The 12,339-nt window shown below is 49.5% G+C and carries 11 protein-coding genes; 10 read left to right on the top strand and 1 reads right to left on the bottom strand.

The window, feature by feature from the left end; all coding sequences use genetic code 11:
- Positions 1-508: 508 nt before the first annotated feature.
- The 9 genes from IEX98_RS17410 to IEX98_RS29220 all read left to right on the top strand — a co-directional run bounded on the left by IEX98_RS17410 (position 509) and on the right by IEX98_RS29220 (position 10,523).
- Entirely contained in the window at positions 509-2,236 is a 1,728-nt protein-coding gene (locus IEX98_RS17410; RefSeq protein ID WP_374705360.1) for a peptide-binding protein, read from the top strand.
- A gap of 101 nt (positions 2,237-2,337) precedes the next feature.
- Positions 2,338-3,309: an ABC transporter permease gene (locus IEX98_RS17405; RefSeq protein ID WP_188890480.1), complete on the top strand. Its 972-nt coding sequence runs from the start codon at positions 2,338-2,340 to the stop codon at positions 3,307-3,309.
- The gene (locus IEX98_RS17400) at positions 3,306-4,292 is read left to right on the top strand and encodes an ABC transporter permease (protein WP_188890479.1); all 987 of its coding nucleotides are present in this window, start codon (positions 3,306-3,308) and stop codon (positions 4,290-4,292) included. The genes IEX98_RS17405 and IEX98_RS17400 overlap by 4 nt, the downstream gene beginning before the upstream one ends.
- Positions 4,259-5,278: an ABC transporter ATP-binding protein gene (locus IEX98_RS17395; RefSeq protein WP_188890478.1), complete on the top strand. Its 1,020-nt coding sequence runs from the start codon at positions 4,259-4,261 to the stop codon at positions 5,276-5,278. The genes IEX98_RS17400 and IEX98_RS17395 overlap by 34 nt, the downstream gene beginning before the upstream one ends.
- Before the next feature lie 7 nt (positions 5,279-5,285).
- Entirely contained in the window at positions 5,286-6,278 is a 993-nt protein-coding gene (locus IEX98_RS17390) for an ABC transporter ATP-binding protein (RefSeq protein ID WP_188890477.1), read from the top strand.
- Between the two features lie 1,003 nt (positions 6,279-7,281).
- Entirely contained in the window at positions 7,282-8,391 is a 1,110-nt protein-coding gene (locus IEX98_RS17385) for a sulfate ABC transporter substrate-binding protein (protein WP_188890476.1), read from the top strand.
- A 37-nt stretch (positions 8,392-8,428) separates the two neighbouring features.
- Positions 8,429-9,277, top strand: coding sequence for a sulfate ABC transporter permease subunit CysT (gene cysT / locus IEX98_RS17380; RefSeq protein ID WP_042165292.1), 849 nt, complete (start codon positions 8,429-8,431; stop codon positions 9,275-9,277).
- Between the two features lie 13 nt (positions 9,278-9,290).
- Positions 9,291-10,172 (top strand): sulfate ABC transporter permease subunit CysW, encoded by an 882-nt coding sequence (gene cysW / locus IEX98_RS17375; protein WP_188890475.1) that lies wholly within the window; start codon positions 9,291-9,293, stop codon positions 10,170-10,172.
- 87 nt (positions 10,173-10,259) lie between these two features.
- Complete coding sequence (locus IEX98_RS29220; RefSeq protein ID WP_229692240.1) at positions 10,260-10,523, top strand: YezD family protein; 264 nt, start codon at positions 10,260-10,262, stop codon at positions 10,521-10,523.
- 101 nt (positions 10,524-10,624) lie between these two features.
- Here IEX98_RS29220 and IEX98_RS17365 read toward each other — a convergent pair whose 3' ends face one another.
- Positions 10,625-10,771 (bottom strand): YqzM family protein, encoded by a 147-nt coding sequence (locus tag IEX98_RS17365; protein WP_188890474.1) that lies wholly within the window; start codon positions 10,769-10,771, stop codon positions 10,625-10,627.
- Positions 10,772-10,917: 146 nt separating this feature from the next.
- Between IEX98_RS17365 and uvrC the strand changes: the two genes are divergently transcribed.
- The coding region (gene uvrC, locus IEX98_RS17360) for an excinuclease ABC subunit UvrC (protein WP_229692239.1) at positions 10,918-12,339 on the top strand (1,422 nt) is incomplete at its 3' end.

The following is a 12,339-nucleotide window of genomic DNA, read 5'->3' as shown; positions in this document are numbered from 1 at the left end:
TTTTGCATACGACAAGGGACAGATCGGGGGCATTACCCCTGAACTGTCCCTTTTTTATGGAGCAGCAGCTCACTGTAAGTCTTGTTATATTTACAAGGTTAAAATAATTATTGCTTTAACCATTTACCGCGTTAATATATTGTAGTATACTTTTTCAAAAAGGAGGGAATGAGAATATGTTCCAAAAGTGGGTTGTACATAAATGGGTGAACAATTTTCTATTTAATAATTCGGAGTGAAGCCGGCCTGTCAACATTTCCATATTAGGTGTGAATTTGTCTAATTGCAATAGTTACGACAAAAATAGTCAGAAAATTTAAAATAGTTGAACAAATAAGGACTTATGTCGGAATATCGTTCGGGGATTTATGCCTACGCAGCAAGTTTTGCTGCGCAAAACTAAGCATATCCTTACGTAGTAGTTTTACTGCGTAAAACTTAAGCATATCCTTACGCAGCAAGTTTTGCTGCGCAAAACTTTTTAGGAGGAATGGTAGCTATGTTATTAATGAGTCGACAAGCGAAATATTTGCTGGCCTTATGTATGGTTGTTGTACTGCTTGCAGGATGCACAAGTAAAAATAATGAACCCAAAGGCGCTAATGATACGCCCAAGCCTACGGATTCAGCTACTGCCGCTCCCTCGGAAACGCCTAAGGACGACGGCAATACGCCGAAAGCTGGCGGTACGCTCACAGTCAGTACATTCAGCGACATCGTGTCGGTCAACCCATTGTTCTTACAAGATACCGCGTCCGGCGATATCAACTACCTTCTTTATGCAGCACTATATAACTTGGACCGTTCCGGCAATATCGTAGCCGAGCCTTGGTCGCTCGCCGCCGAGCTTCCTGAAATATCGGAAGATGGCAAGACGTATACGATTAAATTGAAAAATAATGCGAAATGGAGTGACGGACAGCCAATAACGGCCGATGACGTCATCTATACCATCAATACAACCATTAATCCTGACGTTGGCTCACCAGGAATTGCAACGCTGGATAAAGTGGATAAAGCTGAAAAAATCGACGACTACACCTTGAAAATTACGCTCAAACAGGTGTTTGCGCCGTTTCAATATTCCTTGATGTTAAGTCCAGTTCCCGCTCATATTTTGAAGGACATCAACCCGAAAGATTTGCAAAAAGATCCTTATGGCAAAGATCCGGCCAAAACGGTCACAAGTGGACCGTGGAAATGGACAGAGTGGAAAACAGCCCAGTATATTACGGTTGATGCCGATCCGAACTATTGGGGCGAAGTAAAACCGAATATCCAGAAGATCGTTTACAAAATTTATGCCGATCAAAACACCGAGGTTCAAGCGCTTCTCAAAGGCGACGTAGATACGACACTGGCCATTCCGATTACACAGCTTGAGGCCGTTAAGAAAAACGATAAAATCAAGTTGATTACTGGCCGGACATCTTCCTATGAATATGTCAGCTTTAACTTTGATCCGAACAACCACCCGGATAAGTTCGTGCCATTCGCCTCGCAAAAAGCAAGACAGGCAATTGCGCATGCGTTGAACCGTCAAGGAATGGTTGATAATGTACTGAAAGGCTCAGGCGCGCTGATGAATTCGCCGTTCATGCCGGGCTCTTGGGCTGACAGTCCTGAAGCGGTCAACTATAACTATGACGCCGAACAAGCGAAGAAGCTGCTTGCCGAGGACGGCTGGGTAGCCGGCAAAGACGGCATTCTGGTGAAGGACGGCAAACGGTTCTCCTTTGAGCTTCAATACAACTCCGGCAATAGCCGCCGCGAGCAGGTATCGCAAGTTATCCAGCAAAATCTGAAGGACGTCGGCATCGAAGTGAAGCCGAGAGCGATGGATTTCGCAACGTGGATTGATCAGAATATTACACCGGGCAAATACCCTGCTATCTTGCTTGGCTGGCAGCTCAGCAATCCGGATCCGGATTCGGAAAGTATTTTCTCCTCCAAGTACTTCCCGCCTGCTGGACAAAATACCGGCTGGTACAAAAACGAGACGCTGGATAAGCTCTGGGTTGACGGCTATTCGACAGTCGTTCAAGCCGAGCGTAAAAAAATCTATGATCAAGCGGCCAAAGAAATTTCGACCGATCTTCCTTATATTTTCTTGTACCAATACGGCAATCCGCAAGGCATCGGGCCAAAGGTCAACTTTGCCGAAGAAGACGCGCCGGAGCCGTCCCATCAGACGGGATACTTCTACCACATCATCAAATGGTGGCTGACCGAATAATTGCTGCACATGTAGAAGTATAATCCGTATGCCTGAAGCGGAGTGCCGGGAAGTGAAGGTATCCCGGCACTCCGCCAGCGGCATTCGTCAGGAGGATGGCGATGACTGAATTCATCATTAGAAGATTGCTGCAATCCGTCTTGGTATTGATCCTCATTACGATTTTAACGTTTTCACTCATCCATCTGGCTCCAGGCGGACCGTTCCAAATTATGCTTTCTCCGGGGTTGTCACCCGAAGCGATGGAGACACAGGCTCGTAATCTTGGCCTATACGATCCGGTTCCGGTTCAATACTTCAGATGGCTAGGCGATTTGCTGCAGGGCGATTTGGGCTACACGTTCAAAAACCATATTCCAGTAGGTCAAATTATTTGGCCCACTGTCAGCAATACGATCGTTCTGATGGGAGCCGCGTGGTTTCTGACCCTGCTGATCTCCATTCCATGGGGGATATACAACAGTACTCGCGTATACAGCTTGTCCGATCAGAGCGCATCATTTATTTCGTATTTAGGCTTTGCGATGCCGACCTTCTGGTTCGGAATCATTTTACAGCAAATTTTTTCGCTCAAGTTGGACTGGCTTCCTTTATCCGATATGTACACGATGAGCAAGGAAGGCGATCTCGGTGATCTTCTGATGCACTTAATACTGCCCGTTACGGTACTGACGCTCGGATTTCTGGCGGCTTACGTCAAATATTCGCGTGCAAGCATGCTGGAAGTGCTTCATCAGGACTATATCCGGACCGCTAGAGCGAAGGGGGTTAGGGAGGGGCGCGTTATTTACAAGCATGCCTTGCGCAATGCCCTTATTCCTATTATTACAGTAGTGGCGCTTGATTTGCCTTTGCTTGTTGCAGGTGCGGCTTTGACAGAAAATGTGTTCAACTGGCCGGGTATGGGACGTCTGTTCGTCGAAATGGCGGTCGCCCGTGAATATTCGGTGCTGATGGCAATTACAATGATTGTTGCCGTCATCGTTATTGTAGGAAACTTTGTCGCGGACGTGCTTTATGCGATCGTTGACCCGCGTGTCCAACTCAACAAGAGAGGGGGGAAAGCCGCATGACCTCTCCATCTTCTCGTGTACAAACCAATCGGCCGGCAAAATTAGAGCCAAATACGCCGCCGGGTAAACAGCTGCGCAAGCCCCCAGGGCCGTGGCGTATCGCATGGGCTTCCTTCCGCCGCAATCCTTATGCGATGGCTGGTTTGATTGTACTTAGTTTTTTTATTCTGGTAGGTCTGTTTGCGCCATTTCTGACAAGCTATGACCCCGCAAAAATTGATTTGCTGGCCGCTAACTTGAAAGCGGGCACGGACGGACATTTGCTGGGAACCGATGAACTCGGTCGTGATACATTTACCCGTTTGCTGTACAGCAGCCGCGTCTCCCTTCTGGTCGGATTCTTGGTCGCTCTGGGGTCTGTATTAATAGGAAGCGTTGTGGGCTCCATATCGGGCTACTTCGGCGGCTTCGTTGATACGGTATTTATGCGGCTTGTGGATGTGATGAACTCCATCCCGCTGCTGTTTCTGAACATTCTCGTACTGGCGATTTTCGGGACGGAGTTTAAATACTTGATTATGGTGCTCGTTCTGACAAGCTGGATGAGTGTTGCGCGCCTGGTACGGGGAAATTTCCTTCAACTGAGGGAAATGCAATATGTAGAAGCGGCCAAGGCAATTGGCGTGTCCAGCTGGGGCATTATTTTCCGCCATTTGCTGCGCAACGCAAGCTTTCCGATTATCGTGAACGCAACTCTGATGGTGGGCGGAGCTATTTTAAGCGAATCTGCGCTCTCCTATCTCGGATTGGGAATAAAAGCTCCGCAAACGAGCTGGGGTCTTATGCTTAGCAATGCACAGGAATTTATGCTTGTCGATCCGATGCAAGCCGTCTACCCGGGTTTGTGCATTCTCATTGTCGTGCTCGCGGTCAATTTCATAGGTGACGGTATCCAAGATGCGTTAAATCCGCGTAAAAATACGACGTTAACCGGAAGGAGGCTGGAAAGATGGCGGAAAAGCTTCTCGAAATCCGGAACCTGACCGTCGGCTTTCAGACGGATAACGGCGTAGTGAAAGCGACGGATCGGGTAAATCTGACGTTGAACAAGGGTGAGACCGTTTGTCTAGTTGGAGAGTCCGGCAGCGGTAAAAGCGTAACCTCGCTTGCGGTTATGCGCTTGATTGAATACGGCGGCGGTGCCATTCTGGAAGGCGATGTCGGGTTTAAAGGCGATGACCTTACAAGCCGCAGCCAAGAGGAAATGATCCGTATTCGGGGCAATAAAATCGCAATGATTTTTCAAGATCCGATGTCGGCACTCAATCCGGTCTATAGCGTAGGCGATCAAATCGCTGAAAGCGTCATGCTTCATCAGAAGAAGAGCAAGAAAGAAGCTTGGAAAACCGCGGTTCATTTGCTGCGACTGGTAGGCATACCGGCACCGGAGATGAGGGTCAAGCAGTATCCCCATGAATTGTCGGGAGGGATGTGTCAGCGTGTCGTTATTGCAATTGCCCTTGCTTGCGATCCCGATCTGCTAATCGCGGACGAGCCGACAACAGCGCTTGATGTTACGGTTCAGGCGCAAATATTGGATCTGCTTCGCAAGCTGCAGAAGGATTTGGGCATGTCGATTCTGCTCATTACGCATGACATGGGCGTTGCGGCTGAGATGGGCGACCGGATCGCCGTTATGTACGCAGGGGTTATTGTGGAGGAAGGCGCTGTTGCCGATATTTTCGCGAATCCGAGCCATCCTTATACGATCGGGCTGCTTCAATCGGTACCGGGTTTGGAAGGAGCAAGAGGCGAGGAGCTCTATACGATCCGGGGCAATATTCCGAGTCTGAATCAGCTGCCGACAGGCTGCCGTTTCCATCCTCGCTGTCCCCATGTGAGGGAGCGTTGCAAGAGCACGGAGCCGCCTGTTTTTAAAGTAAATTCCGACCATCAAGCGGCCTGCTGGATGTATGCAAGCGGAGGTGATTCTGAAGCATGGAGACAGGAATTGGAGCAGAGGAGCTGAGGATATCATGAACGCGTTGGATTCGGAGTACTTGCTGGAGCTGCACAATGTAAAAAAATATTTTCCGATTCGAACCGGACTGCTGAACCGTGTCGTCGGCCAGGTGAAAGCGGTGGACGGGGTATCGTTGTCGATCCGAAAAGGAGAGACGTTTGGGCTGGTAGGCGAGTCAGGCTGCGGCAAATCGACGCTTGGCCGCGTCGTGCTTAATCTTCAGCGGGCGACAGAGGGACAGGTTATGTTTCACGGCTCCGATGTTCAACAGGTTAGCGGGAAGGAGCTTCGCCGGTTAAGAAAGCAGATGCAAATTATTTTTCAGGACCCGTTTGGCTCATTGAATCCACGTTTCTTGGTCCGTGACATTATTGGAGAGCCGCTTCGGCTGCATGAACGTCTGGGGTCGGGGGAAATCGATCGTAAAGTAGTGGAACTGATGGAGTTAGTCGGCTTGGATGCCTCACGGCGCAACCGTTATCCGCATGAGTTTTCTGGCGGTCAGCGTCAACGGATCGGCATCGCCCGCGCGATTGCGCTCAATCCGGAGTTTATCGTAGCGGATGAAGCGGTATCGGCACTCGACGTATCGGTCCAATCGCAAGTATTGAACCTGCTCACGAAGCTGCAGCGGGAGCTGGGCCTTACATTTCTGTTCATCGCTCACGGTCTGAATGTCGTCCGCCATATTTCCGACCGTGTCGGCGTTATGTACTTGGGAAAAATCGTCGAGGTATCACCGACGGAGGTATTGTTCGATGAGCCGCTCCATCCCTATACGGCGGCGCTGCTATCTTCGATTCCGCGCCCCGACCCGAACCGGAAGCGGGAGCGGATCGTGCTTCAGGGCGATGTCCCGTCACCGGCCAACCCGCCGGCCGGGTGCCGTTTTCACCCGCGCTGCCCATCGGCTCAAGAGCGATGCAGCAGGGAGGAGCCGCTGCTTCGGGAAGCAGCCGGTGATCGCCAAGTGGCGTGCCATTTTCCTTTGGGCGGCGAGTTTTAAGACATTTTGAAAAGAGGAGAAGCCCTGCGTTTGTTAGAAACGCAGGGCTTTTTCATATGAAATTACAGAAACAGGAAGCCGAAGTTTCAGGCTGATCTCTCCATGTTTTATGGTAGCTTATACGTGATGAACCAGGAAAGAAAAGAACCTAAAAAGTCATCTCATCCAAGATGCTGGCGTACAAGAGAAAGAAAACAACTAATTCCTCTCGTTGTACTCGAACTCTCGGTTGCGAAAACGATCCAACACCCCATTACCTCTCCATAAACGTTACCAATCAGGCTAAACTTCGAACAAAATGCAAAAGTACATTTTGTTTGCGCTCAAAGGGGTCCAAACAGCCATCAAAATGCAAAAATACATTTGAAATGGCTCAATTCGGCCTTATTGGGGCGTTTTGAGCCAATCAACCTGCACATTTGCATTTTGAAGGGATAAATCGCCGAAAAATCGCCGGACAACCTGTACTTTTACATTTTGATTAGTTCCCGAAGCATCAAGTGGGAGAATTTGCTGTACAGCACTCGAAAAGGCGTTTAGCAGAGCGGGAGCCAGAACCGGAGCCAGAATTAAGGCGGGCGAGTTTGTCTTATTTGTTTGTTTGTTTGTCTGTCTGTCTGTCTGTCTGTCTGTTTGAATATTGCAGCTATTGTGCACAAATGAGGGAAGCGGAGCGTTTTGAGTTTGGGCGGACTTTTTGCAGATTCGATCCAATAATCCTCCAGTAAACGAGGGGAATTGAAATCAAGAATGGCCGCACGAACCAAAACGCGCAGCGCCCCTGAGCTTGATGCAGCTGAACCTCTGAGGCTAATGCACCTCGCGTAAAACAAATAATTCGGCAGCTTCCTCATTTATTTCCAATTTTCTATTGACAGGTTCATGCGGACACTGGTAGAATTCTTCCATAACCAACTAAACAGGTAGGAATAATACTTTACTACCGGACCACCGGAGCCGCGAGATTATTCATCTGCCCATAAAAACAAGGGGTGTATTGACGATGAGAAAAAAACGTACAACGGTATTTTCGCTCGTACTAGTGCTGGCATTAAGTTTGGTTCTGTCAGCTTGCGGCTCCAACGGTAATGGCAAGAACACAGCATCTCCGTCTCCGACAGCAGAAGCGGGTTCAACGGCTACAGATGCACCGAAAGATACAGAGAAGCCTAAAGATCCGGTTGAACTGCTTAACGTTTCCTACGATCCTACTCGGGAATTATACGATGAATACAATAAAGCTTTTGCAACATATTGGAAAGACAAAACCGGTCAAGTCGTGACGGTAAAACAATCCCATGGCGGTTCTGGCAAGCAAGCGCGTGCCGTTATCGACGGATTGAAAGCCGATGTTGTAACGCTGGCACTGGGCTATGACATTGACTCGCTCGTTGAACCAGGTCTTCTTGGTGAAGACTGGCAGAAGCAATTCGAGCACAACAGCTCGCCTTACACATCGACAATCGTATTTCTGGTTCGCAAAGGCAACCCGAAAGACATTAAAGACTGGAACGACCTGATCAAAGATAAAGTGGAAGTTATTACGCCGAATCCGCAAACATCCGGCGGCGCACGCTGGAACTACCTGGCTGCTTGGGGCTACGCACTGAAGCAGAACAATGGGGATGAAGCAAAAGCGCAAGAGTTCGTTAAAGAGCTGTTCAAACATGTACCTGTTCTGGACACTGGCGCTCGCGGCGCAACGACAACTTTTGTTGAAAAAGGAATCGGCGACGTATTGCTGGCTTGGGAGAATGAAGCATTCCTTTCTGTGAAAGAATTGGGTCCGGATAAATTCGATATCGTATATCCTAGCTTGAGCATCTTGGCTGAGCCTCCGGTTGCGATTGTCGACAAAAATGCCGACGCTCGCGGAACACGCGAAGTAGCAGAAGCTTATCTGCAATACCTGTACTCCGACGAGGGCCAGGAAATTGCGGCTAAAAACTACTACCGTCCAATTAACGAAACAATCGGCGCGAAATATAAAGATACGTTCAAGGAGCTTGAGCTTCTGACGATCGACAAAGATTTCGGCGGCTGGAAAGTAGCCCAAGAGAAGCACTTCAATACAGGCGGCATATTCGAGAAGATCTACACGCCGGGCAAATAATAATGAAGCAATCAAATTCGATTGGAGCTGACTTCTCATGAAAGGTTCCAGGACGGTAAGGTCGAAAGCGAAAAACGTGCTGCCGGGCTTCGGCTTGTCGATGGGCTTTACGATTACCTACCTCAGCTTGGTTGTGTTGATTCCGCTTGCGGGTGTCTTCATTAAATCGACCGGTCTTAGCTGGAACGAGTTTTGGGCAATTATTTTAAATCCACGCGTGCTTGCCTCCTACCGGGTAAGCTTCGTGACGGCATTTTGCGCAGCACTCGTTAATCTCGTATTTGGATTATTGGTCGCTTGGGTGCTGGTGCGCTACCGGTTTCCGGGTAAAAAAATTATCGACAGCCTTGTCGACCTGCCGTTTGCTTTGCCGACAGCCGTTGCAGGCATCGCGCTTACTGCGATCTATGCGCCTAACGGCTGGGTCGGCAAGCTGCTGGAGCCTATCGGCCTGAAGGTTGCGTACACGCCGCTCGGCATTACCATCGCTCTTATATTTATCGGCATTCCGTTTGTCGTGCGGACCGTACAGCCGGTACTGCAGGATTTCGAGAAGGATACGGAAGAAGCGGCGGTCATGCTGGGGGCGTATCGTTTACGAACGTTTTGGAAGGTCGTTTTGCCGGAGCTTATGCCTGCGCTGTTAACAGGGTTCGCGCTTGCATTTGCACGAGGAATCGGCGAATACGGCTCCGTCGTATTTATTTCAGGCAACATGCCGCTTAAGACAGAAATTGCCCCGCTGCTCATTATGACAAAGCTGGAGCAATTCGATTATGCGGGCGCTACGGCGATCGCAACGGTCATGCTGGTCGTATCTTTCCTGCTGCTGCTGCTTATTAACTTCTTCCAATGGCGGATCAACCGCCGGACGATAGCGGATTAGGAGGGGGAACCATATGGCTGGAGCGGTTACTGCGCATTTATCGGAAGAAGCCTCGAAGAGACCCCGGCATATTACAGAACCGAGGAGCGTACAATGGGTGTTAATTACCGTTGCGCTGCTGTTTCTCGGACTCGTCGTTTTGCTTCCGTTAGTTTCAATTTTTGTCGAAGCCTTTAAGAAGGGCTTTGAGGTGTACCGGGCGGCAATTACAGAGCCTGATGCATTATCGGCGCTCAGGCTGACGCTGATTGTTGCCGTCATTGCGGTGCCGCTCAATACTGTATTTGGTGTAGCGGCGGCTTGGGCGATCAGCAAATTCAGATTCAGAGGGAAAAATGTTCTTATTACGCTTATCGATTTGCCGTTTGCTGTATCGCCAGTCATTTCCGGATTGATCTATGTGCTGATGTTTGGCGCTCAAGGCTTTTTCGGCCCATGGCTGGATGAACGCGGCATTCAAATCGTGTTCGCTTTACCGGGCATTGTACTGGCAACCATATTCGTGACCGTTCCGTTTGTCGCTAGAGAGCTCATTCCTCTTATGCAGGCGCAAGGCGTGCAAGAGGAAGAGGCAGCGGCTAGTCTAGGCGCTCAAGGCTGGCAAATCTTTTGGCGGGTTACCGTTCCGAATATTAAATGGGGTTTGCTGTACGGCGTTATTCTGAGCAATGCGAGAGCGATGGGCGAGTTTGGTGCAGTATCGGTCGTATCCGGTCATATTCGGGGCGAGACGAACACGCTGCCGCTGCATATTGAGATTTTGTACAATGAATATCAGTTTTCAGCTTCCTTCGCCGTAGCTTCACTGCTGGTTATGCTGGCAGTTGTTACGCTGCTTGTAAAAGCGTTATTCGAATGGAAGACGGCAAGACGTCCGCAAAGCGGCGTGGAATAAAAGAAGCATGCTGAGAGGGACTCGAAGAGAGTCCTTTCTCCACAACTATAAATCCGAGTATATCGGTAAACTATGGAGGGATTGAAGATGGCAAAACCATTGGAATTGGATCAACTTTGGCTGGAGAGAATCGTCGATCAAGTAAACGGCTTGCAGTATGGATCGGTTAACATCACGGTGCATGACGGCCGGATCGTTCAGATTGACCGGACGGAGCGTACCCGTTTCGATCAGCCTTCCCACAAACAAACGAACCACGAGCCTCAGGCAAGAAACCGCGATAATGCCAATAGCGGGAATGCAGCGGTGAGCGGGAATAACAGCAGTGAAGCACTGCGCGCGGTTCAATAGCAGCATTTCCTTCCATAAAAAAAGCTCCGTTCGGATCATCCGAACGGAGCTTTTTTTGAATAGAAGCGCTTATGTAATGACCATATTCGCTTGCTTTTCCATTAAGAAATAACGAATTTGACGATTACCGCTACAGCGAAAATGACAGTCATAACACCAAGCATGCCGCCAAAGCCGAACACAACATCCATCAAATCGTCGCGCGGTTCTTCATTATAATGCTCGCGCGGATCTCTCACATTTTCCATTGATGACGCCTCCCTTGAACACATTCAGCTTCATCTAGTATACCCAACTTTCCGAATAATTGTAAAGCAATAAGAGTGACAAATTAAGGCGAACTGACCTTCGAATGTGCTAAAATGGAACATATGATCTGAAAGGGAGGGGCAGCATGGACGAGCAATTACAAAGCAGCGACAATGCCAGAGCCGTCGCCGCAGAACGAATACGCAACAAACTGGCGCTGCTGCCCGACCAGCCGGGCTGTTACTTAATGCGAAATAGCGAAGGAACCATCATTTATGTCGGGAAGGCAAAGGTGCTGAAAAACCGCGTTCGCTCGTATTTTAACGGAAGCCATAACGGCAAGACGCAGCGCCTTGTATCGGAAATACGCGATTTCGATTTTATCGTGACCGCAAGCAACATGGAAGCACTTATTCTGGAATGTAATCTAATCAAGCAGCATCATCCGCGCTATAACGTGCTGCTGAAGGATGATAAAAACTTTCCTTATATTAAAATAACGCATGAAGCTCATCCCCGCCTCGAAGTGACAAGACGGGTTATCAAGGACAAAGGCAAATATTTCGGTCCATATCCTAACGCCTTCGCGGCTCAGCAAACGAAAAAGCTGCTGGACCGGCTATATCCTTTGCGCAAGTGCAATACGCTGCCCGATAAGGTTTGTCTTTATTATCATCTCGGGCAATGCATCGCGCCTTGTGAGTTTGAGGTGGAGCAAAACACTTATGATTCCATGATTCAAGAAATTACGAAATTTCTGAACGGCGGCCATGATGTGGTCAAACAGGATCTGGAGCGTAAAATGGCCGCGGCAGCGGAGCAGCTCGAATTCGAACGGGCTAAGGAGTACCGTGATCAGATTGTAGCGATCGATGCCGTTATCGAGAAGCAGAAGATTACGATGGCGGACGCCCTCGACCGCGATATTTTTGGTTATGCGGTGGAGAAGGGCTGGATGTGCGTACAAATTCTGTACATGCGCCAAGGCAAGCTGATCGAACGCCGGGGAACGACATTCCCGTACTACGGCGAGGAATACGAAGATTTCATGACGTTCGTGACCCAATATTACAGCGATAATCCGGCTTTGCCGAAGCAGATTTTCCTGCCGCAGCCGCCGGCATCCGCAGCCGTAGTGGAGGCCGCAACGACGACTGCTGAAGGGGAGGAGGCTGTTGAGGCGGAATATGCCGATGAAGTGATGTCTTCACTGCATAACTGGCTTAAGGTTAAAGTGTTAATGCCGCAGCGCGGCCGCAAAAGCGAAGTGGTGTCGATGGCCATCGACAATGCGAAAATTATGCTGTCCGATAAGTTCCGGCTAATCGAGCGGGATGAGGAACGCAGTGTGAAAGCTTCCGAAGCGCTTGCCGGCTGGCTGGGGCTGCCGGAGGTTCGCCGGATCGAAGCGTTCGATAACTCGAACATTCAGGGGACGAATCCGGTATCTGCGATGGTTGTCTTCACTGACGGCAAAGCCGACAAGAAAGAGTACCGCAAGTATAAGATCAAGACGGTTCAGGGACCCGATGACTACGAGACAATGCGCGAGGTCGTCCGCAGACGC

The sequence above is a fragment of the Paenibacillus radicis (ex Gao et al. 2016) genome, from assembly GCF_014641555.1.
GTDB classification, from domain to species: domain Bacteria; phylum Bacillota; class Bacilli; order Paenibacillales; family Paenibacillaceae; genus Pristimantibacillus; species Pristimantibacillus radicis.
This window is presented reverse-complemented; position numbering and strand designations above follow the sequence as displayed.

Excerpts from the sequence above, each read along its gene's own strand:
- cysW (WP_188890475.1), top strand. The coding sequence starts at position 9,291 with ATGGCTGGAGCGGTTACTGCGCATTTATCGGAAGAAGCCTCGAAGAGA.
- IEX98_RS17405 (WP_188890480.1), top strand. The coding sequence starts at position 2,338 with ATGACTGAATTCATCATTAGAAGATTGCTGCAATCCGTCTTGGTATTG.
- IEX98_RS17410 (WP_374705360.1), top strand. The coding sequence starts at position 509 with ATGAGTCGACAAGCGAAATATTTGCTGGCCTTATGTATGGTTGTTGTA.
- IEX98_RS29220 (WP_229692240.1), top strand. The coding sequence starts at position 10,260 with ATGGCAAAACCATTGGAATTGGATCAACTTTGGCTGGAGAGAATCGTC.
- IEX98_RS17400 (WP_188890479.1), top strand. The coding sequence starts at position 3,306 with ATGACCTCTCCATCTTCTCGTGTACAAACCAATCGGCCGGCAAAATTA.
- cysT (WP_042165292.1), top strand. The coding sequence starts at position 8,429 with ATGAAAGGTTCCAGGACGGTAAGGTCGAAAGCGAAAAACGTGCTGCCG.
- IEX98_RS17390 (WP_188890477.1), top strand. The coding sequence starts at position 5,286 with ATGAACGCGTTGGATTCGGAGTACTTGCTGGAGCTGCACAATGTAAAA.
- IEX98_RS17385 (WP_188890476.1), top strand. The coding sequence starts at position 7,282 with ATGAGAAAAAAACGTACAACGGTATTTTCGCTCGTACTAGTGCTGGCA.
- IEX98_RS17395 (WP_188890478.1), top strand. The coding sequence starts at position 4,259 with ATGGCGGAAAAGCTTCTCGAAATCCGGAACCTGACCGTCGGCTTTCAG.
- IEX98_RS17365 (WP_188890474.1), bottom strand. The coding sequence starts at position 10,771 with ATGGAAAATGTGAGAGATCCGCGCGAGCATTATAATGAAGAACCGCGC.